Here is a 23,288-nt window from a genome sequence, read left to right as displayed (position 1 = left end):
CCCGAAGTGACGCGGGAGGTACCCCTCCTACAGAGCATTCAAACATCCGTTCAAACACAACGAAGCCCGGTGCGAGGCAACTCGCACCGGGCCCGTGTCGGAAGATCAGCTGATGCCGACGACTTCCTGAGCGATGGCGGCCAGCCGCGTCTGCGCGGCCGACACCACACGCTGACGGTTCTTGTGCGCCTCCTCGTAGGCCACGATGGCGCGGATGTCAGCGGCGTCCGTCAACTCCTTGGCGGCGTTGGCGGCCTCGTTGACGTTGAGGTCGTCGTAGTCCGAGATCGGCAACTCGGCAGCATCGAGGATGCCGGTGTTGCCGCGCACCGAGTGGATCGCGTCGGCGGCGTCGTCGGCGCCCTCCTGACGGGTGATCCGCTCTGCGGCGTCCAGTGCGGAGTCGCGAGCACCGGTCAGTGTCTTCGTCACGACCTCGGTGCTGCGTGAACCACGCTCGACCAGATCGGCGAATGCAGGTCGCACCGAGCGCACGGCCTCGGCCACCCGCTCGGCTCCGCGGGTCGACCACGTGAACGGCAGGTTGGCGAACTTGACGGCCAAGCCGGTCGCCGCCTGCAACGGGGTCCGGCGCAGGGCTGCCGGACCGCCGAGGGCGTCCTCGGCGAGCACCGTGGTCAGCCACTCGACGGTGGCGGTGTGGGCCGTGATCAGCCGAGTGGCGAGCTCCTCGACATCGGAATTCTTCGCCGACACGGCCAGGGCCTTCACGTAGCGGGCACGGTCGAGCAACTGGCCCTCGAGCGCGAGATCACCGAGAAGGGCCTCGTCGAACGGTTCGGCCTGCTCGGTCAACGCCTTGACCGCCGCGGCGGCACGGCCCAGGAACGGACCGATCACATCGGGGAAGCCGCCGAGGTCGCGGATCGCCTGCTCGATGGCGATGGCGCGGGTCCGGCCGTGCTCGGCGTTCTGGGTGAGCTCGCGGCGTACCGCGTCGGTGCGCGCCTGCGCGATGCGGGTCTCGGCGACCTGGATCTCAGTGTGGGTCAGGTCCAGCACCGTACGAAGCTGGGCGATGAGCGTGGCGGTGGTCGATTCGATCGACACGGCGGTGGGAGTCGTCATTGTCTCGTGCACTCCTTCTCTCGAGTAGACGGATGAAGCGTTCTGGCGCTAGTGGCGCTCACGCAGTCGCATACCCGATGGCCCGACAGCTCATCGCGGATTCATCAGCTGTGAGATATGCGGCAATCACGTGAGGCCTGAGGCGAATCGGGTAGTGCCGGTGTCTGCTCGGGGCGGGCGGACGTGATTGGCTCGGCTACCAGCGGGGTAACTACTTGCTCGTGTTTTCGACGTTTGTTCAGCCCACCCTCCCTGCCCCTCGCGGTCCGATTTCGATGTCCGTGGTGGAGCTGCTGGCTGAGCGCGCGCCGTTACGGTCCTTCAACCGGGTGGAGACCTCGCTGGCCGACGCGGATCCCGCGGGCTTGGACGTCCAGTTGGCGCTGTACCTGTGCTACGAGCTGCACTATCGCGGATTCGCCGGCGTGGACGCCGGATGGGAGTGGAATCCCGGTCTGCTGTATCTGCGGGGCCGACTCGAAGATGTGTTCCTCGATGACATCCGTCGTGCGGTCGGCGACCTCGAACCCGGCGTCGGCGCCCTCACCGAGCTCGACGAGCTGTGCATCGAACCGGTGGACGGCAGCGGACTGTCGTACTTTCTGCGCGACGAAGGCTCGTGGGAGCAGATGCGTGAGTATTTCGCGCACCGCTCCCTCTACCACCTCAAAGAAGGGGACCCGCACGCGTGGGCGATTCCGCGCCTCAGCGGGCAGGCCAAGGCCTCGTTCGTGGCCGTGGAATTCGACGAGTTCGGCGCGGGCCGGGGTGCGCGGTTGCACCAACAGCTGTTCGCCGACCTGCTCGACGCGGCCGATCTCGATTCGGCCTATCTGGGCTATCTGGACGATGTGCCCGCTGCGACTCTGGCGGTGGTGAACCTGATGTCGTTGTTCGGCTTGCACAGGCGCCTGCGGGGCGCCGCGGTCGGGCACTTCGCCGCCACGGAAGTCACCTCCCCGCCCGGTTCGCGACGGATGGTGCAGGCACTCGAGCGGCTCGACGCTCCTGAACCGTGCCGTGCGTTCTACGCCGAGCATGTCGAGGCCGACGCCGTGCACGAACAGGTGGTGCGCACCGACGTGGTCGGCGACCTGGTGGCCCGTGAACCCGAACTCGACGCCGACGTCGTGTTCGGCATCCGGGCGTTCGACGTGGTGGAGACGCGGCTGGCCGATCACCTGATGGAATGCTGGCAGACCGGGACGCCGTCACTGCGTCGAGAGATCGCCTGAGTCAGTCGTCGTGGTGCGGCGCCGTTTTCGTGCGGCGCCGGTGGCTGGTGTCGCACAGCGGATAGGTTTTGGACCTGCGGCAGGCACAGATCGCCACCATGAAACGGTCAGATTCGACCACGTTCCCGTCGGGCATCTCGATGCGGACCGGGCCCTCGACCATCACCGGCCCGCCCGGCACCACGCGTACCGTCCGAGGCGGTTGCTCGGTCACGGGGCGTCCGCGCGGACGACCACGATGCGTTCCTGTCGACTGCCGCGAGGCAGCAGACCGCTCTGCATCAGCCACGGGGCGCGGGCTGAGAGTACAGGACCGAACGGAATCAGTTGCTGAGCAACGACTTCAGCGTGCATACCCTGCGCCCGCAGTGCGCGCAGGGTGCTCATGACGTTCGAGCATTCCGACTGGACCACCAGCATGGTGCCACCCTCATCCAGCAGAAGTGGGGCGGCGGCGCACATCGGGTCGAGGACCATTCGTCCGTCGGCGCCGGCATCCCAGGCGCGCGACGGGCCGGCGGTTGCCGGGATCGAACACGGGTCTCCATCGGGCGCCTGCGGGACATAGGGCGGATTGGCGACCACGAGGTCGAACGGGGCGAATTCCACCGCCCTGGCCCAGGATCCGCGATGCACGTCCATGCGGGTGCCCGCGGTGAGGGCTGCCTCCCTGGCCTGTCGTACGGCGCTGGGGCAGATGTCGAACGCCGTCACCTGGCTGGCTCCGGCGGTGGCCGCCGCCATGGCGATCACCCCGCTGCCGGTGCACAGGTCCGCCACCCGGGCGCCGGGGACCAGCCCGGTCTCGATCATGGCGTCGATCAGCAGAAGCGAATCTTCTTGAGGGGGATAGACCTCGACCGTCGTGTCTGCCGAACCGAACCCGGTGTATGCACTCGTCACCCAGCATCTATGCCCGTTCCTGCACTGCCGAAACGTGTGTCACACGCCGGTAAGGTCTGCGCAGGCACGCTCCGGACTAGACCGTGACGGTGTCCGCCGCCGGTTGGCGGGTCGGAGTGATCCGTCCCTTGACGCCCTTGACCGACGCCCGGTTGAGCAGTTCCTGGTAGAAGTCGTCGGAGACGGTCCGGGTACGGGTCAACAGGAATCCGCTCAACCCGGTGAAGTCGGTGACGATGGCCCACTGGTAGTCGGGGTCGAGGTCGACGATCCAGTAGTTGCCGGGCGGGTTGGTCGAGGGGCTGCCGAAGAAGAATGCGACGTTGAGCTTGTTCTCCGAGCCCTCGACCGGCAGCGCCGCACCGACGATGCGGGATTCGGGGCCGTTGTTGACGAAGTAGTTGCCCGAGTTCTCCACCCTGATGGACCCGTCGGGGTTGAGGCTGTACTGCGCGGTGGTGTTGACCAGCCCGATGGAGAAGAACTGCTTGACGCTGCCCACCTCGTACCAGGTGCCCAGGTAGCGGTTCAGGTCGACGACGGGCGGCGGAGCCAGGACCACCGCCGCGGTGTCGCCCATCACGATGTACTGGTCCGGGGCTCCGTAGATGCCGGCGCCGTCGGCGGGGCCCAGGCCCTGGTAGAGGTCGTTGATCCACCCGGTGGCCAGCGTGTACACCGCCTCGGTGTTGCCGGCAGGGGAGAACCGGGTCACCAGTTGGGCGAAGAAGTCGATGATCGGGTTGCTGCCCAGCATCGAGTCGACGTGCGAGCCGTTGGCCAGGGTCACGCCCACGAACTGGCCGGGGCGAGCGGCCACCAACTCGGCGGTGGTCGCGCCGTTGGAGTTGAAGGGCTGCGGCGGCGCGGCGATCTGATAGACGGGGATGTAGGGGTTGTCCAGGCGTTGCAGCGCGTCGGTGACCACTCCGCTGAACGAGAACCCGTCGAACATCACCACCCCGCGCAGATTGCCTCCGCTTCCCGGATCTGCGGCGTAGTAGCCGCCCGCGGCGGTGGCGAAGCCCCCGCCGGCGGAGTGGCCGGAGAGCACGAAGCTGGTCGGCAGGGTGCCCACCAATCCTGCCGCGGTGGCGCTCGTGTTCAGCGAGTCCTCGCCACCGACGAACATCGCGGCCACGCCCTGCTGCAGCGCTGCGCCGTTGATCCAGCATCCGCCGCAGCGCAGCGACGGGAAGGACGGAAGGTTCGCGGCCACCACCACGCTGTTGGTCTGCTGAGCCAGGGTCTTGGCGAGCGCGGAGTACGCCGATTTGGTGCCGAGGAAGCCGTGCTGCAGCCAGATGACGCCGGTCGCGGCGACCGAACCGTCGGCTTGGGTGGGGAAGTACCAGTCGGCCCGCGTCCGGAACTCGTCGTCATCGAGGGGAATGGTCAGCGTTGCGCGCCCGGTCTGAACACCGGTCACGGGGCCTGCCGCGGCGGCCTGCAGGACCGCAGGCGCGGCGTTTCCGCTGTCGGAATCGGCCGTTCCCGATGCCGCGACGTCGGCCTCCGCGGCCTCGTCAGCGACGGCCGCTGCTCTGCCGCTGGGCTGGGTGGCCGCCGCGTCGGAGGCGGCCTCTGCGGCCTCGGGATCCGTGGACGGGGTGACCGGTTCGGTGTCGCGGGCCGCTGAAAGCTCGGATTCGGTGGCGTCAGTGATCCCGGCGTCGGTGGTCTCGGCATCCGTGATCTCGACGTCGGTGCCGTCGATGTCCGGGTCGGTGCTCTCGACGTCGATGCCCTCGGTGGCGTCGGTGTCCTCTTCGCCGGCCGAGGCGAGGTCGTCGATCTCGAGCTCAATCGCGTCCGCCAGGGCCGCGTCAGCCTGCGCCTCGTCATCCGCGTCGTCGTCCGCCGAGCGTTTGATCGACGCGGGGATCGTTGCCGGGTCGGCGGTAGTACCGGAACCCTCGGTGGTACCGCCGTCGGGGGAGTTCTGCGAGGCCGCCGACGAGTCCTGCTCTGTCGACGAGCTGGCCGAGTCTGCACTGTCAGACTCGGTGTCGGCGGCCGCCACACCGGTCGCTGCGGCGAGCGTGAGGCACCCGCCGGCCCCGATGGCCCCAACCCAGATCAACAGTCTTCTCGAGGTCACGGACCGGAATCTAGCCGCGGCACCCTGCGTCGCACAGCGAATTGTCTCGAACGTCAGATTGTTGTCACGCCACGCGACAGAGCAACCAGCAAATTTGCTCCACAGTGACACGACTAGGTATAGCCTTAGCCGCGATCACTGACCTGGGGGGAAAATGTGGCGTTGACAAGCAGTGATGGCGGGGATTCGCGACGCCCAGCGGTGCGGCGCCGGGCAGAAGACTTCCCGGTGCGGCAATGGCTGAAGCTGGGTGCGGCGTCGGCCGGTCTGGGTGCGGCCCTGTGGGGGTTCTCGTTGCTGGGGCCCGACGCCGCGACCGCGGCCGCGGACAGCGGTGCGGAGTCGTCGGTGTCGCAGCGCAGCGATTCGGCCGAGACGTCCGGCAATCACACCGGGGCGGCGCAGTCGGACGCCGACGACGCCTCGGACGCTGATGACACCGCCGACGCCGCGGAAACAGAGGACGCCGAAGCGTTCGACGCCGGCGACGCCCTCGACGACAGCGACGCGGACGAGAACGGCTCCGCCGAGACCGATGGCATCGACGAGGACGGCGACATCGACGAGGACGCCGGCACCGTCGAGGACGGCAGCGACTCTGTCGACGACGGCAGCGACTCCGTCGACCAGGTCGAGACTCTCGCCACCGTTGACGACACGCCGGGCGCCCCCGTTGAGGTGGCCCTCGACCACTCCTCACGTGTGTCGACCACTGATGACGCGGTCGAGGAGGACGCCGCTCTCGCGGCGGCGGCCGCGGTGGAGACGCCGGCGGTCGCGGACGAACCCGCGGCCGAACCGGTACCCGCCCCGCCGTGGTTGGCGCCCCGGCGCACCTGGAGCGACGTCGTCGCCGACACCATCGACGCCTGGACGAACAGCACGCAGGCCTGGATCGACTCGCTGTCGGTCAGCGAAGAGCGCAAAGCCGAACTGACAGAATCGTTCTGGAATCTGCGCCGCACCTTTTTCAACCAGGCACCCACCGTGGCGCCGGTGCAGATCAGCGGTCTGATCACGGGTCCGATCGGCGGAACGATCGGTGCCGTGGATGCCGACGGAGACGAGATCGTCTACCGGCTGGTGCGCGGACCCCGGCAGGGAACGGTCGAGATCAACGCCGACGGCTCCTACGTCTACACGCCCGATGCGGATTTCGACGGCGTCGACACGTTCCGTGTGATCGCCATCGATCGTGGCTTCCACGTCAACCTGCTCAGCCTGCTGCGCCCGATCGGCACGCGAGCCACCTCCCTGATCAACCAGAACGCCATCACATTCGCCTTCAATTACCTCGACGACGGCGTCGGCTGGACCGAGGAACGACGACAGGCCCTGGAAGACGTTGCGGTTCAGCTTCTCTGGTACTTCCGGGTCGATCAGCCGGTCACCCTGACCTACGACGTGGGTCTCGAGGACGACGAGTTCCTCGCCTCCGCGGGCAGTGATCAGATCTCAGAGCGTGCGGGCTTCTGGCGCACGGTGGTGCAGAACAAGCTGCAGACCGGAGTCGACTCCAACGGCGACAAAGCCGACGGGGAGATCTTCTGGAATTTCGCCGAATTCGAGTGGGGCCTGGCCGACACCGTGGGCAGCGGCGAATACGACTTCGCGTCCACCGTCATCCATGAACTGATGCATTCCTTCGGTTTTCTGTCCGCTGTCGATGCGCCCGGAAAGAACAACGATCGCGACTGGGTGACGTTCGACAGATTCGTCGTCACCTCGGCGGGTGCCCGGCCGATCAGTCCGTTCTACCGGTGGCGCAACCGCTTCGATCCGTTGCTGACCGACCCAGAGGACGGACTGTACTTCGGGGGTGCCAACGCGATCGCCGCGTACGGCGGGCTGGTGCCGCTGTACACGCCGGATCCGTGGCAGCCGGGAAGCGCGATGAGCCACCTCGACGACTTCACCTTCACCGGCGCGAATCAGAAGATCATGAACGCCGCGACCGCCAGCGGGCTGAGTGTGCGGGTCCTCAGCCCGGTGGAACTGGCCATCCTCACCGACCTCGGCTATCACGTGGTGATGCCGGATTCACCGCCGTACGCGGCGGCGGGCCTCGCGTTCGTGCTGCTGGGTGGGCGCCGTCGCAAGTCGAAGGCGGCGCAACGCTGAGTTCGGGCCGAACTGCGAAACGGGCCGATCCGTTCGGTCATGTTCCGGCAGGTGAACGCGGCGCCTGCCTATAGTGCAACTGTGCCTGAGATGAATCGCCGCGGTGCCATGCTCATGATGGGCTTGGGGATGGCCGCTGCGGCCACCCCGATACGGTCCGCTCACGCTCAGCCGCCCGCGGCGGAGACCGGCCCGCAGATGTTGTGGCAGGACGAGTTCAACGGCCCCGCGGGAGCACCACCCGACCCCGCGAAGTGGTTCATCGTGCCCGCCCGGGAGACGATCCGGAACCCGCACGAGTGGGACAAGCCGTTCAACATGGGCCGCTACGTGACCGACCAGGAGCACGTGTTCCAGGACGGCACCGGAAACCTCGTCATCCGCGCCACCCGCGGTGAAGGCGCCAACATCCAGGAGAAGTACGCCAGCGCCAAGATCATGGGGCTGTGGCGCGGCGGTATCGGGACCACCTGGGAAGCGCGGGTCAAACTCGACTGCCTCACCGACGGCGCCTGGCCGGCGTTCTGGCTCGTCAACGAGAACCCGGTCCGCGGCGGTGAGGTCGATCTGGTCGAGTGGTACGGCAACAACGACTGGCCGTCGGGAACCACGGTGCATGCCCGTCTGGACGGCACCTCCTTCGCGACCGACCGCCATCCCGTCGACAACGCCTGGCACACATGGCGGATGACCTGGCAGCCCAGCGGAATGTACTTCTGGAAGGACTACCAGCCGGGCATGGAGCCGTTCTTCACGGTGCCGGCGAACTCGCTGCAGGACTGGCCGTTCAACGATCCGGGCTTCACGATGGTCCCCGTGTTCAACATCGCCGTGGGCGGCTCCGGCGGGCGTGAACCTGCCGGCGGCACCTATCCCGCCGAGATGCGCGTCGACTGGATCCGCGTCTTCAGCAGCTAGCGGGTGTCGACGGGACTCCGTCGAGCGCGTTTCCGGCCGTACGCCCGTGCGCGTACTTCTGTACCCCTAAGGGGGGATTCTCGTTTCCCAGCGTTGACCGCACCTGTTTGACCGACGCAGCATCAGCAGCGCGATGCCCTCCGCCTCGCCCGCGCGAACCAGCGGAGTCGTTCATTCACAGGAGGTCAGTGATGTCCCTCGTCGATGCCCACGGGAAGGCGCAGACGCGCCACCGGAACGAGTCGGTGCAACGGTTCGTGCGTCGGTTCGTGCCGGCCACCGGGACGCACCCACCGTCCTACGACTCGGTTGTCATCGCAGGAAACGGTATCGGTGCTCAAGCGTTCGCGGCCCAGCTGGCCCAGCATCCCCGGTTCGAGGGGAAGGTCACCTTGGTCTCACCACCAGCTCAGGAGTCACGCCGACTCATCAACGGGGTCAGCCTGCGCGGGGTTGCGGCTGATTTCCTGAGCTCGGCCGTCGGTGTCGATCATGCGACGCTCCTTCAGGCGGCGACGGGCACCAGCCTCCCCGGACCTGTGGCCCACCGCCAGACCGCCGCGATGGCCGTCGACCGCCATGGTGAGTGGACATTCAGCGATTCCGGTCCCTGGCAGGGCGGAAACAAGGGCAATGCGGCCCCGCTCGTCTACGGCATGCGCAACAGCCGCCTGGTTGCGGGGCTGCGCGAACTGCTGGCCGAGCATCCTGTCGAGTACGTCGACGACATGGTGGAATCCGCCGCGCACCTGCGGAGTCACGCTGCCGGGACACGGCCGCTGTTGGTGAATGCGACCACCAAACCCACACTGCTGGGTGGTGACTCCAGGCGGCCGCAGCGGCTCGTCCTGGCTGTGCAAGCCCCGATGTTCGAAGCGGATTCGGGAATTTCGTACCCCCTGCAACGAGATACCACCTTCGCCCCGCTGATTCGGCGCAACGGCATCATCGACGTCGGGTACTTCACCCCGTTCGCCGACCCGCTGTCGCCACGCTCGACGTGGTACGGCATCTTCGCCCGAGTCGTCGGCGCGGATTCCGGCTTCGAAAAGGACGCCGAACTGGCGACCATGACCGCCGAACTGTACGGAGTCGCCAACGCGCTGGGGCTGGTGGTCGACGACGCAGCAGAGACCCTGGCCGGTGCACTGGTCCCGGCGTCGTCGTGGGGCAAGGTGGCACCCTCCAAACCAGGAACCTTGGAGCTCAAGCGGATGTACTCCGGGGGCGCGCCCTGCTATTACGCAGACGGCATGGTCTCCGCGGCGATCGGTGGTGTCATCGGCGCAGAAGCCGTGGTGCACGGTCAGGATCCCGATACTGCGATCCGGCGCGCGTTGCGCCCCTGGCGTCGACACAATTTTCTGTGGTGGCTGGAGACCAACAAGATCTCCGTGCTGACAGACAGGTTTCTTCGCGTCAATGTTCAAGCCTCCATGGCCTATCCACACAGTGCGGGTCTGAGGATGTGGAAGTCCGCGGCGTGAACAGCCTCACGCGAAGCGCGATCGGCGCCGACGAGTTCCGGACGGCCATGCGTCGCCTCGCTGCCGGAGTGAGCATCATCTCGGCGCCGAGTCCGAAAGGCCCCCTGGGTATTACGGCCACCGCGGTCACGTCACTGACCGCAGAGCCTCCCAGCCTGCTCTGCTGTGTCAACAAGAACCTGGTCGTCGGTGAAGCCATCAAGTCGATGGGTCGGTACGCGGTCAACGTCCTCAGCCAGGAACACTGCACGCTGGCCAGGCGCTTCGCCGGCATGGACGGTGCCCGGGGCGCCGAGAAATTCACGGCGGGCGATTGGGAGTACACGCCAGATGGCGTTCCCCGGCTCGCCGACAGCCTGGTGTCATTGACGTGCGACGTCGACCGCGTCGTGGCGGCCGGCACGCACGACATCCTGATCGGGGTCATCACCGACATCCGGACCGGCAGCCAGGGTGAGCCGCTCATCTACTGTGACGGATCGTTCTCCGGGGTACTGGCCTTGTGACGGTATCGCTTGTCCAGCAGCGTATTTCATGCCTCCGCTGCCGTCGAACGCAGGGCTGACCCGTCGACCGGGCCAGTCAGCCGCTCGCCGCGGGTCGCGCTTCGTAATCCTGGGCCCCGCGATGCGAGTCAGAGGTGGCCCCTGTTCTGCATCACGGTGGTGTAGTGCGCGACAGCTTGCCCTCGGTTGCCGACGTTGAGCTTCCGCAGAATCCGCTTGACGTGCGTCTTGATGGTGCCCTCGGCGAGGAACAACTGTGCCGCAATGTCGGCGTTGGTCGCCCCGGTGCTCATCAGTTGCAGAACTTCGAGCTCGCGGCGGGTCAGATTGCGCACCAATCTCAGCGAGCGTGCCGCCCGGTTTTCTCCGGTGGCCGGCTCGTGCACCAGATCGGGCTGCACAGTCAGGTGGCTCATGGCCACGTTGGTCAATTCACCTGAGCCGACGATGGTGCGGAGCTGCGCCTCGGTCTGGCACGTCAGAGTCTCCAGGACGGCGCGCTGCCGCATGAGCTGCTGCAGCGTCAGGACACGCTCGAGTGCCTGGCCGATGGAGAAAGCCAACTCGGCGGCGATGTCGCGGTCGAAGGCGTCGAGTTCTCGTCCGCTGTCGTAGGCGTCGAGGTGCAACGTGGCCTCGATCTGTCCGTTGACGAAGATCGGTGAGGCCACATATGCCTGGGTGCGGAGCATCCCCACGATCGGCTGGTAGGCCTGCGGCTCCTGCTGTGCGTCGGACACCAGCGCTGGCATCCGGCGCCGGACGACCTCGGCCTCCAGCACTCCGGGCACCAGCGGTATCGCGATCTGCTCAGCGCGGGTCTGGCAGTCTGCGGCCCACTCTTGGTTGGACGAGAAGTACGTGGACGTGGCGTGCAGCCGGCCACTGTCGATTTTGAACACCATCGCGCGATCCAGACCGGATGCCCTGCACGCTGCCTCTGCAGCAGCCCTGAGCAGGCTGGCCGGGTCGTTGTGCCCGGCGAACCGCATCCGTTGGCGCATGCTGCCGAGTGAGCGGATGCGGTCCTCGACCAATATCTGCTGCTGTTTGGCAGCGAGCTGCTGCAACGTCAGGGCGACCTCGCAGATCGTCGCCATCCGGGTCGGATCGTTGGCGGCGAAGTGCATCTGCCGGCACAACTCGGCGATCACGTGTTCGACATGCTGCCCGAGTTCGCCGCATTCAGCCTCGTCCACGGAGGGTGACCACGGCGGGATGTCCACGAGGGTACGTGCACGCTCGAGTGCCTCGGTCAGTAGCGCAGAGAGGGATCGGCCATCGTGGCCGCGGTTGCTACGCCCGCCTCGTGACGAGGTCCGCGTCGGGGCGAACTTGATCGGCATATGACCTCCCGCACGGTCGAGGACATTCCCGCAGCATGCCTGCTGCGGAGATCGCCGCGCAACGGAATGCGCCCGATGTACCCCGAACTGGGTACGCCTTGACCTGCGCCGCGCAGTCGCCGCGTTCTGTCTCCGCGAAGACGAGCCACCCCAGAGGTGCCGACGTCCACGCGGGTACTGCGCAATTCGATTCTCGGGCGAGAGCTTTCCCCGCGGTTCAGTAACGTGCCGGACCGTGGACACACCTGCGGAGGAAAGAAAAAGCCGGTGGGCGGGTGCAGCGTGCGCTGGCGGACATTCGTGGAGCCGATGACGGGAATCGAACCCGCGTATTCAGCTTGGGAAGCTGATGTTCTGCCATTGAACTACATCGGCCTGGTCGAACAGAAAGGCTAGCACCCCCGCCCCGTCAGCTTGCGCCGGTCAGGCCTTCCACGTCGATCACCTCGCCGCGGTTGATGCTCACCCAGTCCCGGCCGTCGAGATACGGGCGCAGGGACTGCCCGATCAGTTCGGCGTCGGCGGCGGTCTTGGGTCGTTGCAGCTCGTAGACGTGCGGCAGCGCGGCCATGCCGGTCACCACGTCCCACAGCCGCAGCGCGTCGGCCCCGCTCGGCGGATCCACCAGCACCGGCCCGAACAGGCAGTGCCCGTCGAGGAACAACGTCGGCACCCCGTAGCCCCCGGCGTCGAGCACCCGCTGATGATCGGCGCGCACGTCGTCATGCGTGGACGGATCCGCCAGCGCCTCATCCAGCAGCCCGGCGTCGACGCCGATGTCGGTCAGCAGCCGCCGCGCCACCTCGGGATCGTGGGGCTTGCCGCCCAGCGTGTGCAGTTCATGGCCGATCACGGCGTACCACCGGTCCAGCAGGCCCGGGTCGCGGCGGCCCAGCAGCACCCCGATGCGCATCAGCGACCAGCCGTAGGACCACTCCCGCTCCCACGGGTGTTTCTTGCCCTCGACCCGGTTGACCTCTTCGAGGGAAAAGAATCGCCAGGTCACCTCGAGGCCAGTCTGGTTGCGGACGTCGCGGATCCACAGTGAGGTCTGGTAGGCGAACGGGCACATGGGGTCGAAGTGGAAATCGACGCTCGTGGTCATGGTTCGAGCATCCCACTCGGCGGCTACGCTCGTGCCGTGCTGCTCTCAGACCGCGACATCCGGGCCGAGATCGACGCCGGCAGGCTCGGCATCGACCCGTTCGACGACAGCCTGATCCAGCCGTCCAGCGTCGACGTCCGGCTGGACAACCTGTTCCGGGTCTTCAACAACACCCGCTACACCCACATCGACCCGGCGCAGCGCCAAGACGACCTGACCTCGCTGGTGGAGCCCAAGGAGGGTGAGCCGTTCGTGCTGCACCCGGGCGAGTTCGTGCTCGGCGCGACGCTGGAGCGGTGCACGCTGCCCGACGACCTGGCCGGCCGCCTGGAGGGCAAGTCGTCGCTGGGACGGCTGGGTCTGCTCACCCACTCCACCGCCGGGTTCATCGACCCCGGCTTCTCCGGGCACATCACCCTCGAACTGTCCAACGTCGCCAACCTGCCCATCACGTTGTGGCCGGGCATGAAGATCGGTCAGCTCTGTCTGCTGCGGCTGACCAGCCCCGCCGAGCACCCGTACGGCAGCGACCGGGTGGGCTCGAAATATCAGGGCCAGCGCGGCCCGACCCCGTCGCGGTCGTATCAGAACTTCATCAAGACCAGCTGACGAACACGTCACAGCCGGGACTCGGCTGCCGCTTGTAGAGTCGGTGCCACCGGAGCGCCGGGCCATATTTGCGTCGCCGTCAGCTAACACGCCGACGGTGTAACGCAGCGGCTGGTCACGGCGATGAAGTACTAGTTGCGGGCTCGCCGTGCGCGGCGCGACCGGAACTTCCAGGCACAGGCAGCAAACAATATTGGAGGGCCGGTGGACATCGTATTAGGTGTGTCGATGACACCTACGACGGTCCGCATGGTGCTGGTCGAGGGCGAGAACGCCGACGGGGTCACCGTCGACCACGACGTCTTCGACGTGGCATCGGCAGACGACTCGGCAAACGCCGCCGAGCAGGTGGTCTCGGCGGTGCTGGGCACCAGGGAGAGCGCGGAGACCGGCGGACATCACCTGCGCTCGATCGGCGTCACGTGGAGTGACCACACCGCGGCGACCGCGCTGCGCGACGCGCTGGCCCGGCACGGCATCGACGACGTCATGCTCGTCTCGGAGGGCCATGCCGCCGCCTCGCTGGCGCAGGCCGTGGGCCGAGCGGTCGGATACGAGAAGACCGCGCTGTTGTTCGTCGACCGCGACACCGCCACGCTGTCGGTGGTGCAGACCGACGACGGCTCGGTCGTCAAGGTGCTCAGTCGCAGCCTGCACAGCGCCGACGCGATGGCGGTGCTCACCGAGCTCGCCGGCGCGGTCACCGCTCAGCAGTCTGCGCCGCAGGCCATGTTCGTCGTCGGATCCGGTGTCGACATCGCCTCGGTGAAGGCGCACCTCGAGCATCTGGTCTCCATTCCCGTCAACGCGCCCGAGGACGCGGAGCTGGCGCTGGCCCGTGGCGCGGCGTTGGCCAGTGCGTCGGCGCCGGCGTTCGAGGCCACCACCGTGGGCCTGGCCTACTCGCAGGACCCGGACGGTCCGACCGCGGGATCGGTGTACGCCGCTGCGGCCGCCGACACCCAACTGGCGCCGGCAACGGGCGAGCCAGACGAGGTCGACGAGGTCGACGAGTATGCCCCGACCGCGGCCCGCGCCGTCGAGGACGACCGCAAGCCGTTCCTGCTGGTGGGCAGTGCCTTGACGTCGATCTTCGTCGTCGGTGTCGTCGCACTGGCGATCTCGCTGGCGGTCAGCATCCGCCCGACCGCCGATCAGCGGCCCAGCCCGGCCCAGAGCGCCATTGTGCCGAGCAGCCAGGTCCCCGCTCCCGCGCCGGTCGAGGAGGCTGTGCAGCTGCCACCCGAGCAACCGTCGGCCGAGACGATCAAGCCGCCGGTGCCCGTCGTGCAGGAGGCGCCGCAGCAGGCGCCGCGGACCGTCTACGTCGAACGCCAACCCGCGCCTGCGCCCGCCGCCCCGCCGCCGGCACCCGCCCCGGCAGCACCGCCGCCGGCACCCGCGCCGCCGCCGGTGGTCGCCCCGGTCGTGGTACCGCCGCCGGTGGTCGTGGCTCCGCAGCCGCAATGGCCCGACTGGCAACCGCCGCGCCGGATCTGGGAGTGGCCCAGCCAACGTGACGACGACGGCGACGACGACTCCGAGCTGCCGACCCGGACCGTCGAGCCGACGCGCACCGCAGAACCGACAAGGACCTCGGCGCCGCAGCCCACGTACACGCAGTCGCCGCAGCCGACCCGCACGCAGACGCAGGCACCGCAGGTGCCCGAGGTGCCCCAGCAGTCGCAGTGGCCGCAGTGGCCCGGCAGCGGCTCGGGTTCCGGCTCAGGCTCGGGCTCCGGCAGCGGTTCCGGCTCGGGGAGCGGTTCGGGTTCGGGTTCGGGCTCGAGCTCTGGCGGCCGCGGCTCCGGAGACTCGGGCTCGTCGCGCGGCGGGTCCAGCGGCGTGCCCGGCGACCTCAACGGCGACGGTTGCTTCCTGGTCTTCTGCGCCAAGGACTGACCACCGCCGACGCACCACCCGGCCCACTCGCCACCCGCTGGCGCACCACCGTCGCCAGCGTGCACACACGGTAGTTGCGAGTACGGCGGCGCTACCGCAGCGGCACCCTCGCGGCCAGAGTCCGTCGGCGCTACCGCGGCTGCACCCTCGCGGCCAGAGTTCGTCACCCGCTGTTGGTCTGGCGATCAGTGTCGCGTAGCAACCCGATCATCGGGGCTCCCTATAGAGGGCGGTATGCGATGCACTGTGTTCGGGACGGGATACCTCGGCGCCACCCACGCCGTCGGAATGGCCGAGCTCGGTCACGACGTGATCGGCGTCGACATCGATCCCGGCAAGATCGCCAAACTCGGCGGCGGCGACGTGCCGTTCTACGAACCCGGACTGCGGGAGATGCTGCAGCGCAACATCTCCGCCGGGCGGCTGCGGTTCACCACCGACTACGCGGAGGCGGCTGAATTCGCCGATGTGCACTTCCTGGGCGTGGGCACGCCGCAGAAGAAGGGGGAGTACGCCGCCGACCTGCGCCACGTCTACGCCGTGGTCGACGCCCTCGTCCCGCAGCTGCGCCGCGACGCGGTGATCATCGGCAAGTCCACCGTCCCGGTGGGCACCGCCGCCGCCCTGGGCGCGCACGCCCGAGACCTGGCACCGGCCGGGGTGACGGTGGAGGTGGCGTGGAACCCGGAGTTCCTGCGCGAGGGTTTCGCCGTCCACGACACACTGCACCCCGACCGCATCGTGCTCGGCGTGCAACGCGACTCGAGACTGGCTGAGGAGGCGGTCCGCGACCTCTACGCCGCGCTGCTGGCCGACGGGGTGCCCTTCCTGCTCACCGACCTACAGACCGCCGAGCTGGTCAAGGTCTCCGCCAATGCTTTTCTGGCGACCAAGATCTCGTTCATCAACGCGATCTCGGAGGTGTGTGAAGCCGTCGACGCCGACGTCACGCTGCTGGCCGACGCGCTGGGCTACGACGCACGTATCGGTCGCCGCTTCCTCAACGCGGGCCTCGGGTTCGGCGGCGGCTGCCTACCCAAGGACATCCGCGCATTCATGGCCCGCGCCGGCGAACTGGGTGCCAACCACGCGCTGACCTTCCTCCGCGAAGTCGACAGCATCAACATGCGCCGGCGCACCCGGATGGTGGAGTTGACCACGAAAGCCTGTGGCGGCTCGCTGCTGGGCGCCAACATCGCTGTGCTGGGTGCCGCGTTCAAGCCCGAGTCCGACGACGTGCGCGACTCGCCGGCCCTCAACGTCGCCGGCATGCTGCAACTCAACGGGGCCACCGTCAACGTCTACGACCCCAAGGCGATGGACAACTCCCGCACCGTGTTTCCGACGCTGACCTATGCCACCTCCGCCGTGGAGGCCTGCGACCGGGCCGACGCGGTGCTGGTGCTCACCGAATGGGCGGAGTTCGTCGGCCTCGACCCGGCCGCACTGGCCGACACCGTGCGGGCGAAAGTCGTTGTCGACGGCCGCAACTGCCTCGACGTGGCGCGCTGGTTGCAGGCCGGCTGGCGGGTGTACGCGCTGGGCCGCTCCATCGGGGAACCGTCCGCGGCGTAGCGTCGCGGCATGACCGTCTACGCGCTGAACCTGTTCGACGTCGCCGACCGCGACGAGTACCTGGCCTATTCGAAGCGCTCGCCGGCCGAGGTCGCCAAGCACGGCGGTCGGGTTGTCGCGCTGGGCAAGTTCCGCGAATCCATGACCGGCGACATCGAACCGCGCACCGTGCTGATCCTGGTCGAGTGGGACTCCAAGGACGCGTTCGACAGCTACTGCAACGACCCCGAGCTGGCCGACCTGCACGCCCACCGCGAGAACGGGTCGTCGTCCTACATCTGGCACCTGTTCGATCGCTTGGACGACTTGCGTCCCGTGCTTAAGCTCGAGTGATGGCAGCTGATCGATTTCGCCAGCGCATCCGCTGGGTGGCTCTGCACGGGGTGATCCGCGGCCTGTCCAAGTTCGCGATGCGGCGCAGCGGCGACCCGCAGGCCCGGCTCATCGCCGACCCGCAGGTGCGCGCCGATCCGGCCGCGTTCGCCGACGAACTGCGCGCCCACGGGCCCGTCGTCCGGTGCCGCGCGGTGCTGATGACCGTCGACCACCAGGTGGCCAACGAGCTGCTGCGCTCCGACGACTTCCGGGTCTCGTCGCTCGGCGCCGGTCTGCCGGCGCCGCTGCGCTGGATCAACGAGAAGACGAATCCGGGGCTGCTGCACCCGATCGAGCCGCCGTCGCTGCTGTCGATCGAGCCGCCCGACCACACCCGCTGCCGCAAACTGGTGTCGTCGGTGTTCACCACGCGGGCGGTCAATGCGCTGCGTGACCGCGTGCAGCAGACCGCCGACGAGCTGCTCGACAGGCTGGCCGACGAGTCCGGGGACGACGTGGTCGACATCGTCGAGCGGTACTGTTCGCAGCTTCCGGTGGCGGTGATCAGCGACATCCTCGGCGTGCCGGAAAGCGACCGCCAGCACATCCTGCGGTTCGGGGAACTGGGTGCCCCCAGCCTGGACATCGGGTTGTCCTGGCAGCAGTACATGCAGGTCCATGAGGGGCTGGTCGGCTTCAACACCTGGCTGACCGGCCATCTGGAACGCCTGCGCCGCAACCCGGGCGACGACTTGATGAGCCAGCTGATCCAGGCCAGCCAGGCCTCCGACGAGGCCGCCCGGCTGTCGGAGCGCGAGCTGCAGGCCACCGCGGGCCTGGTGCTGGCCGCCGGCTTCGAGACCACCGTGAACCTCCTCGGCAACGGGATCCGGATGCTGCTGGACACCCCCGAGCACCTCGATACGCTGGCCGCCCGCCCGGAGCTGTGGCCGACGGCGGTCGAGGAGATCCTGCGGCTGGACTCCCCGGTGCAGATGAGTGCCCGCTTCGCGCGCAGTGACGTCGAGGTGGCCGGGACCCCGATCGAGCGCGGTGAGCTCGTCATCATCTATCTGGCCGGCGCCAACCGCGACCCCCAGGTGTTCGCCGACCCGCACCGCTTCGACATCGAACGCGACAACGCCGGTAAGCATCTGTCGTTCTCCGGCGGCCGGCACTTCTGCCTCGGGGCGGCGCTGGCCCGCGCCGAGGGTGAGGTCGGCCTGCGCACGTTCTTCGAGCGCTACCCGGACGCCCGGCTGGCCGGGGCGGGCAGCCGCCGCGACACCCGGGTGCTGCGGGGATGGTCGACATTGCCGATCAGGCTCGGCGCGGCCCGCGCCGCGATAGGTTCGTGAGGTGGATTTTCGGGCAGCGCTGCTCGAGCAGACTCGGGCGTTCGGAGACCTGATCAGATCGGGTGACCGGGACACCCCGGTGCCGACGTGCGGCGACTGGACCCTGGAGAAGTTGTTCCGCCACGTCGGGCGCGGGAACCGCTGGGCCGCTCAGATCATCATCGAGCGCCGCAACGAGCCCCTGGATCCCCGCGACGTTCCCGACGGGCGCCCGCCGGACGATCGCGACGCGGCTGCCCAATGGCTCGACAGCGGTGCGCAGATGGTCCTCGACGCCGTCGACCGGGTGGGTTCCGACACCCGGGTGTGGACCTTCCTCGGCCCGCGCCCGGCGGGCTGGTGGATTCGGCGGCGCCTCCACGAAGCGACCGTGCACCGCGCCGACGCCGCGATGGCGCTCGGCACGGACTACGACCTGGACCCGGAGTTGGCCGGTGATGCGCTGAGCGAGTGGATCGAGCGGACCTGTGTCGACCGCCGGCATCCACCGCGGCTGGACCGCGGTCAGTCCATCCACCTGCACGCCACCGAGGAAGCGCTCGGGCCGACGGGCGAGTGGACCATCGTCCACGACGAGGACGGCGTCGGCTGGTCGCACAGCCACAGCAAGGGCAGTGTCGCGTTGCGTGGCCCCGTCACCGAGCTGCTGTTGGCGACCGTGCGCCGCAAGACCGCGGCCGAGGCCGGGCTGCAGGTGTTCGGCGACACCGCGGTGTGGGACGCCTGGCTGGCCAGCACGCCCTATTGAGCCGCCTATGCTCCGAGCATGACCACTTCCGAGATGGCCACCGTCCTTGCCTGGCACGACGCGCTGAACGCCGGTGACGTCGACACCCTGCTGTCGCTGTCCAGCGACGACATCGAGATCGGCGACCCGCACGGTGCCGCCCAGGGTCACCAGGCTCTGCGGGACTGGGCGGAGAAGCTCGACTACAAGCTCGAACCCGGCCGGGTCTACGTCCACGACGGGGTCGTAGTCGTCGAGCAGCGCGTCGTGTCGGTCACCGGCGAGGCCGGTCCGGGAGCGTCGGCGTTCCGGGTGGTCCACGACCATGTCACGTCGATGTTCCGGCACGACGACCTCGACGCCGCCCTGGCCGCCACCGAGCTGACCGATGAGGACCTCGTGAGCTGATGCGCGGCCTCATCCTGGCCGGCGGGTCGGGCACCCGGCTGTATCCGATCACGCGGGGAGTCAGCAAGCAGCTGCTGCCCGTGTACGACAAGCCGCTGATCTACTACCCGTTGTGCACGCTGATGATGGCCGGCATCCGCGACATCCAGGTGATCACCACCGCGCATGACGCGCCGGCATTCCATCGGCTGCTCGGCGACGGTTCGGCGTTCGGCATCCACCTGAGCTACGCGGTGCAGGACCAGCCCGACGGGCTGGCCCAGGCGTTCGTCATCGGCGCCGACCACATCGGCACCGACTCGGTGGCACTTGTGCTGGGCGACAACATCTTCTACGGGCCCGGCCTCGGCACGGGCCTGCGGCGGTTCCACAACGTCTCCGGCGGTGCGATCTTCGCGTACTGGGTCGCCAACCCGTCGGCCTACGGTGTCGTCGACTTCGCCCCCGACGGCACCGCGCTGTCGCTGGAGGAGAAGCCCGCCACGCCCAAGTCCCACTACGCCGTGCCGGGCCTGTACTTCTACGACAACGACGTGATCGAGATCGCCCGCGCACTGGGCAAATCCGCGCGCGGTGAGTACGAGATCACCGAGATCAACCAGACCTACCTGGACCAGGGCCGGCTGTCGGTGGAGGTGCTCGCGCGCGGCACCGCCTGGCTCGACACCGGCACCTTCGACTCTCTCTTGGACGCAGGCGATTTCGTGCGCACGATCGAACGCCGGCAGGGGCTGAAGATCAGCGTGCCCGAGGAGGTCGCCTGGCGGGTCGGGTTCATCGACGACGACGCGCTGGCCGCGCGGGCCCAGACCCTGCTGAAGTCGGGCTACGGGCAGTACCTGCTGGACCTGCTGGAGCGTTGAGGCTCAGGGCAACCCGGGTGCCGGATGCCGACGGGTGAGGTCAGGTACTGCGCTGCGGGGTCGCCAGAATCGCGGCGATGCCGGTGGTCAGCGGCACCGACAGCGCCAACGCGATACCGCCGACCGCCGAGCGGGCGATCTCGATGGCCACGCTCTCGCTGGTCAGCACGTCACCCAGCGACCGGTTGGCCACGCTGAACAGCAGCAGCAGCGGCAGGGCGCTGCCGGCGTAGGCGAGGACCAGCGTGTACACGGTGCTGGCGATGTGGTCGCGGCCCACCCGCATCGCGCCGACGAACACGTCCCGCCGGTCGGCGCCGTCACCGAGGGCCGCGAGCTCGAACACCGTCGACGCCTGGGTGACGGTGACGTCGTTGAGCACGCCGAGGGAGCCGATGATGAACCCGGCCAGCAGGAGCCCGGTGATCGACACGTTGCCCAGATAGGCCGCGACCTCGTTGTTGGTGTCCTCCGACAACCCGGTCAGATGCGCCAGTTCGATGGCGCCCCAGGACAACGCCGCGGCCAGCAGCAGCGACGCCAGCGTGCCGAGCAGAGCCGCGCTGGTGCGCAGACTGACGCCGTGGGCCAGGTAGATCACCGCGTACAGGATTGCCGCCGAGGCGACCAGCGCCACCGGGACGGCGGGCGCCCCGTCCCGCAGCGCCGGCAGCAGGAACACCACCAGCACCCCGAACGCGACGACGATGCCGACCAGGGCGCGGAACCCGCGCCACCGGGCCACCGCGACGACGACCACCGCGAAGACAGCGGCCAGCGCGATCAACGGCCAGGTGCGCTCGTAGTCGTAGAACGCGTAGGTGGTGGTGCCGAGGTCGTCGACCTGCCTGCTGATGCGGATGTCGTCACCGGCGGCCAGGCGGGGCTGGCCGGGTCCGCCGCCGAACTCCAGCAGAGTCCGGGCGCCCTGGTTGGGTCCCGATTCGATGGCCACCACGGTGTGCACGCAGGTGGTGGCGCTGTCCTGCGGGGCGGGCAGGGGATCGGCGGTCAGTACCGCGCCGGCCGACGGGCTGCCGCACGGTTCGGTGCCGCTGGACAGCACGCGACCCGACTCCGTCGTCACCGCCGCGCCCGTGGCGTTCTGGAACGGCAGCGGGATGTCGGCCTTGTCGCCGCTGGGCCACAGCAGCGCCGCGCCGAGGAGCACTGCCACCCCGGTGGCCACCAGCAGGCCGACGACGACCTTGGCCGCCAGCGGCCCGACCGGCGAGGGACCGCTCAGCGAGTGCGAGTGAGAGTGCGAGTGCGCCACCCGGACAGGGTAGAGGTCGCGCCCCGCCGCGCCCGCGGGTGTGAACCTGCGCCGAGCGTGACGGTAGGTTCACGCTCGGCGCTCACCGTCGCCGTGGGTTCACGTTCGGCGCTTACGGTCGCGGCGCTACTGGCGGTAGCTGACCAGGAAGTTGCCCAGCCGCTCGATGGCGTTGGCCAGGTCGCGCGACCACGGCAGCGTCACGATCCGCAGATGGTCGGGGGTGGGCCAGTTGAACCCGGTGCCCTGGGTGACCAGGATTTTCTCCTGCAGCAGCAGATCCAGCACCAGCTGCTCATCGTCGACGACGTCGTAGACCTCGGGATCGAGGCGGGGGAACGCGTACAGCGCGCCCTCGGGTTTCACGCACGACACCCCGGGGATCTCGTTGAGCTTCTCCCACGCCACATCGCGCTGCTCGAGCAACCGGCCACCCGGCAGCACCAGGTCCTCGATGCTCTGGTGGCCGCCGAGCGCCACCTGGATGGCGTGCTGTGCAGGCACATTCGGGCACAGCCGCATGTTGGCCAGCAGGCTGATGCCCTCGATGAAACTGGTGGCGTTCTCCTTGGGGCCGGTGATGACCAGCCACCCCGACCGGTAGCCGGCCACCCGGTAGGCCTTGGACAGGCCGTTGAAGGTCAGCGTCAGTACGTCGGGCGCCACCGACGCCATCGCGATGTGCTCGGCGTCGTCATAGAGGATCTTGTCGTAGATCTCGTCGGCCAGCAGCATCAGTTCGTGCTTGCGGGCCAGGTCGGCGATCTGGGTGAGCACCTCGCGGCTGTACACCGCCCCGGTCGGGTTGTTCGGGTTGATCACGACGATCGCCTTGGTGCGGTCGGTGATCTTGGACTCCAGGTCCGCGATGTCGGGCTGCCAGCCCTGGGTCTCGTCGCACAGGTAGTGCACCGGGGTGCCGCCGGCCAGCGACGTCGACGCCGTCCACAGCGGATAGTCCGGCGCCGGGATCAGCACCTGGTCGCCGTTGTCCAGCAATGCCTGCAGCGTCATCGTGATCAGCTCGGAGACCCCGTTGCCGAGGTAGACATCGTCGATGTCGAAGCGGGGAAACCCGTCGACGAGTTCGTAGCGGGTGAACACCGCGCGGCGCGCGCTGACGATGCCCTTGGAATCCGAATAGCCCTGCGCATAGGGCAGTGCCTGGATGATGTCGCGCATGATCACATCGGGCGCCTCGAACCCGAACGGCGCCGGGTTGCCGATGTTCAGCTTCAGGATGCGGTGGCCCTCGGCCTCCAGCCGGGAGGCGTGCTCGTGCACCGGACCGCGGATCTCGTAGAGAACGTCCTGCAACTTGCTCGACTGCGTGAACACACGCTGGCGCGCGTGATGGCCGCTGCTCGCCTGCCACGGCGCCGGTTGGGTAGTCACGTCGACAATTCTCCCACGGTTGTCGACGTGTTTTTGCCGGTGGCCCACA

The 23,288-nt window shown here is 68.3% G+C and carries 21 protein-coding genes and 1 tRNA gene; 13 read left to right on the top strand and 9 right to left on the bottom strand.

Annotated elements, in window-relative coordinates; translation table 11 throughout:
* Positions 1 to 105: 105 nt before the first annotated feature.
* Positions 106 to 1,089 (bottom strand): ferritin-like domain-containing protein, encoded by a 984-nt coding sequence (locus tag ACEWX3_RS26345; protein ID WP_374158141.1) that lies wholly within the window; start codon positions 1,087 to 1,089, stop codon positions 106 to 108.
* A gap of 275 nt (positions 1,090 to 1,364) precedes the next feature.
* On the opposite strand from ACEWX3_RS26345, the gene ACEWX3_RS26340 reads away from it, so the two are divergent.
* Positions 1,365 to 2,324 (top strand): iron-containing redox enzyme family protein, encoded by a 960-nt coding sequence (locus ACEWX3_RS26340; protein WP_207065012.1) that lies wholly within the window; start codon positions 1,365 to 1,367, stop codon positions 2,322 to 2,324.
* A gap of 1 nt (position 2,325) precedes the next feature.
* Here ACEWX3_RS26340 and ACEWX3_RS26335 read toward each other — a convergent pair whose 3' ends face one another.
* The 3 genes from ACEWX3_RS26335 to ACEWX3_RS26325 all read right to left on the bottom strand — a co-directional run bounded on the left by ACEWX3_RS26335 (position 2,326) and on the right by ACEWX3_RS26325 (position 5,328).
* A complete protein-coding gene (locus ACEWX3_RS26335) occupies positions 2,326 to 2,538 on the bottom strand; it encodes a CDGSH iron-sulfur domain-containing protein (RefSeq protein WP_207065013.1) in 213 nt (70 codons plus the stop codon).
* Positions 2,535 to 3,227, bottom strand: a complete 693-nt coding sequence (locus tag ACEWX3_RS26330) for a HemK2/MTQ2 family protein methyltransferase (RefSeq protein ID WP_207065014.1) — start codon at positions 3,225 to 3,227, stop codon at positions 2,535 to 2,537. Before ACEWX3_RS26330 ends, ACEWX3_RS26335 begins: the two co-directional genes overlap by 4 nt.
* A 76-nt stretch (positions 3,228 to 3,303) precedes the next feature.
* Positions 3,304 to 5,328 carry a lipocalin family protein gene (locus ACEWX3_RS26325; protein WP_374158140.1) on the bottom strand — a complete coding sequence of 675 codons (2,025 nt, stop codon included), beginning with the start codon at positions 5,326 to 5,328 and terminating at the stop codon, positions 3,304 to 3,306.
* Positions 5,329 to 5,490: 162 nt separating this feature from the next.
* Between ACEWX3_RS26325 and ACEWX3_RS26320 the strand changes: the two genes are divergently transcribed.
* The 4 genes from ACEWX3_RS26320 to ACEWX3_RS26305 all read left to right on the top strand — a co-directional run bounded on the left by ACEWX3_RS26320 (position 5,491) and on the right by ACEWX3_RS26305 (position 10,360).
* On the top strand, positions 5,491 to 7,449 hold the full coding sequence (locus tag ACEWX3_RS26320; protein ID WP_374158139.1) for an Ig-like domain-containing protein: 1,959 nt from the start codon (positions 5,491 to 5,493) through the stop codon (positions 7,447 to 7,449).
* A gap of 90 nt (positions 7,450 to 7,539) precedes the next feature.
* The gene (locus ACEWX3_RS26315) at positions 7,540 to 8,367 is read left to right on the top strand and encodes a family 16 glycosylhydrolase (RefSeq protein WP_152519453.1); all 828 of its coding nucleotides are present in this window, start codon (positions 7,540 to 7,542) and stop codon (positions 8,365 to 8,367) included.
* Positions 8,368 to 8,558: 191 nt separating this feature from the next.
* Positions 8,559 to 9,854: a hypothetical protein gene (locus tag ACEWX3_RS26310; RefSeq protein WP_374158138.1), complete on the top strand. Its 1,296-nt coding sequence runs from the start codon at positions 8,559 to 8,561 to the stop codon at positions 9,852 to 9,854.
* Positions 9,851 to 10,360, top strand: coding sequence for a flavin reductase family protein (locus tag ACEWX3_RS26305; RefSeq protein ID WP_207065018.1), 510 nt, complete (start codon positions 9,851 to 9,853; stop codon positions 10,358 to 10,360). The genes ACEWX3_RS26310 and ACEWX3_RS26305 overlap by 4 nt, the downstream gene beginning before the upstream one ends.
* A 128-nt stretch (positions 10,361 to 10,488) precedes the next feature.
* On the opposite strand, the gene ACEWX3_RS26300 is transcribed toward ACEWX3_RS26305, so the two are convergent.
* The 3 genes from ACEWX3_RS26300 to ACEWX3_RS26290 form a co-directional block, all read right to left on the bottom strand.
* Positions 10,489 to 11,559: a LuxR C-terminal-related transcriptional regulator gene (locus ACEWX3_RS26300; RefSeq protein ID WP_374158137.1), complete on the bottom strand. Its 1,071-nt coding sequence runs from the start codon at positions 11,557 to 11,559 to the stop codon at positions 10,489 to 10,491.
* Positions 11,560 to 12,007: 448 nt separating this feature from the next.
* Positions 12,008 to 12,081 (bottom strand) — tRNA-Gly (locus ACEWX3_RS26295).
* Between the two features lie 34 nt (positions 12,082 to 12,115).
* Positions 12,116 to 12,811 carry a DsbA family protein gene (locus ACEWX3_RS26290; RefSeq protein ID WP_374158136.1) on the bottom strand — a complete coding sequence of 232 codons (696 nt, stop codon included), beginning with the start codon at positions 12,809 to 12,811 and terminating at the stop codon, positions 12,116 to 12,118.
* A 36-nt stretch (positions 12,812 to 12,847) separates the two neighbouring features.
* On the opposite strand from ACEWX3_RS26290, the gene dcd reads away from it, so the two are divergent.
* From dcd to rfbA, 8 genes are all read left to right on the top strand, one after another.
* The gene (gene dcd / locus ACEWX3_RS26285; protein ID WP_152515164.1) at positions 12,848 to 13,420 is read left to right on the top strand and encodes a dCTP deaminase; all 573 of its coding nucleotides are present in this window, start codon (positions 12,848 to 12,850) and stop codon (positions 13,418 to 13,420) included.
* 204 nt (positions 13,421 to 13,624) lie between these two features.
* On the top strand, positions 13,625 to 15,322 hold the full coding sequence (locus ACEWX3_RS26280; RefSeq protein WP_374158135.1) for a hypothetical protein: 1,698 nt from the start codon (positions 13,625 to 13,627) through the stop codon (positions 15,320 to 15,322).
* Between the two features lie 234 nt (positions 15,323 to 15,556).
* The gene (locus tag ACEWX3_RS26275; RefSeq protein ID WP_207068862.1) at positions 15,557 to 16,897 is read left to right on the top strand and encodes a UDP-glucose/GDP-mannose dehydrogenase family protein; all 1,341 of its coding nucleotides are present in this window, start codon (positions 15,557 to 15,559) and stop codon (positions 16,895 to 16,897) included.
* Positions 16,898 to 16,906: 9 nt separating this feature from the next.
* Positions 16,907 to 17,230: a DUF1330 domain-containing protein gene (locus ACEWX3_RS26270; protein ID WP_207068861.1), complete on the top strand. Its 324-nt coding sequence runs from the start codon at positions 16,907 to 16,909 to the stop codon at positions 17,228 to 17,230.
* A complete protein-coding gene (locus ACEWX3_RS26265; protein WP_374158134.1) occupies positions 17,230 to 18,570 on the top strand; it encodes a cytochrome P450 in 1,341 nt (446 codons plus the stop codon). The genes ACEWX3_RS26270 and ACEWX3_RS26265 overlap by 1 nt, the downstream gene beginning before the upstream one ends.
* A 1-nt stretch (position 18,571) precedes the next feature.
* Positions 18,572 to 19,318: a maleylpyruvate isomerase family mycothiol-dependent enzyme gene (locus tag ACEWX3_RS26260; RefSeq protein WP_207068859.1), complete on the top strand. Its 747-nt coding sequence runs from the start codon at positions 18,572 to 18,574 to the stop codon at positions 19,316 to 19,318.
* Between the two features lie 18 nt (positions 19,319 to 19,336).
* Positions 19,337 to 19,705, top strand: coding sequence for a nuclear transport factor 2 family protein (locus ACEWX3_RS26255; protein WP_152515169.1), 369 nt, complete (start codon positions 19,337 to 19,339; stop codon positions 19,703 to 19,705).
* The gene (gene rfbA / locus ACEWX3_RS26250) at positions 19,705 to 20,568 is read left to right on the top strand and encodes a glucose-1-phosphate thymidylyltransferase RfbA (protein WP_221350288.1); all 864 of its coding nucleotides are present in this window, start codon (positions 19,705 to 19,707) and stop codon (positions 20,566 to 20,568) included. The genes ACEWX3_RS26255 and rfbA overlap by 1 nt, the downstream gene beginning before the upstream one ends.
* Before the next feature lie 40 nt (positions 20,569 to 20,608).
* On the opposite strand, the gene ACEWX3_RS26245 is transcribed toward rfbA, so the two are convergent.
* Complete coding sequence (locus ACEWX3_RS26245; protein WP_374158133.1) at positions 20,609 to 21,844, bottom strand: YibE/F family protein; 1,236 nt, start codon at positions 21,842 to 21,844, stop codon at positions 20,609 to 20,611.
* 126 nt (positions 21,845 to 21,970) lie between these two features.
* Positions 21,971 to 23,287: a pyridoxal phosphate-dependent aminotransferase gene (locus ACEWX3_RS26240; protein WP_207068856.1), complete on the bottom strand. Its 1,317-nt coding sequence runs from the start codon at positions 23,285 to 23,287 to the stop codon at positions 21,971 to 21,973.
* Between the last annotated feature and the right edge of the window lies 1 nt (position 23,288).

Origin of the sequence: Mycobacterium sp. G7A2 (assembly GCF_041902445.1) — a bacterium.
Classification (GTDB): domain Bacteria; phylum Actinomycetota; class Actinomycetes; order Mycobacteriales; family Mycobacteriaceae; genus Mycobacterium.
The sequence above is the reverse complement of the archived record's forward strand: the minus strand, read 5'-3'. Positions and strand labels throughout refer to the sequence as shown.

Excerpts from the sequence above, each read along its gene's own strand:
- ACEWX3_RS26275 (WP_207068862.1), top strand. The coding sequence starts at position 15,557 with ATGCGATGCACTGTGTTCGGGACGGGATACCTCGGCGCCACCCACGCC.
- ACEWX3_RS26310 (WP_374158138.1), top strand. The coding sequence starts at position 8,559 with ATGTCCCTCGTCGATGCCCACGGGAAGGCGCAGACGCGCCACCGGAAC.
- ACEWX3_RS26315 (WP_152519453.1), top strand. The coding sequence starts at position 7,540 with ATGAATCGCCGCGGTGCCATGCTCATGATGGGCTTGGGGATGGCCGCT.
- ACEWX3_RS26270 (WP_207068861.1), top strand. The coding sequence starts at position 16,907 with ATGACCGTCTACGCGCTGAACCTGTTCGACGTCGCCGACCGCGACGAG.
- ACEWX3_RS26290 (WP_374158136.1), bottom strand. The coding sequence starts at position 12,811 with ATGACCACGAGCGTCGATTTCCACTTCGACCCCATGTGCCCGTTCGCC.
- ACEWX3_RS26345 (WP_374158141.1), bottom strand. The coding sequence starts at position 1,089 with ATGACGACTCCCACCGCCGTGTCGATCGAATCGACCACCGCCACGCTC.
- ACEWX3_RS26255 (WP_152515169.1), top strand. The coding sequence starts at position 19,337 with ATGACCACTTCCGAGATGGCCACCGTCCTTGCCTGGCACGACGCGCTG.
- ACEWX3_RS26265 (WP_374158134.1), top strand. The coding sequence starts at position 17,230 with ATGGCAGCTGATCGATTTCGCCAGCGCATCCGCTGGGTGGCTCTGCAC.
- rfbA (WP_221350288.1), top strand. The coding sequence starts at position 19,705 with ATGCGCGGCCTCATCCTGGCCGGCGGGTCGGGCACCCGGCTGTATCCG.
- ACEWX3_RS26340 (WP_207065012.1), top strand. The coding sequence starts at position 1,365 with ATGTCCGTGGTGGAGCTGCTGGCTGAGCGCGCGCCGTTACGGTCCTTC.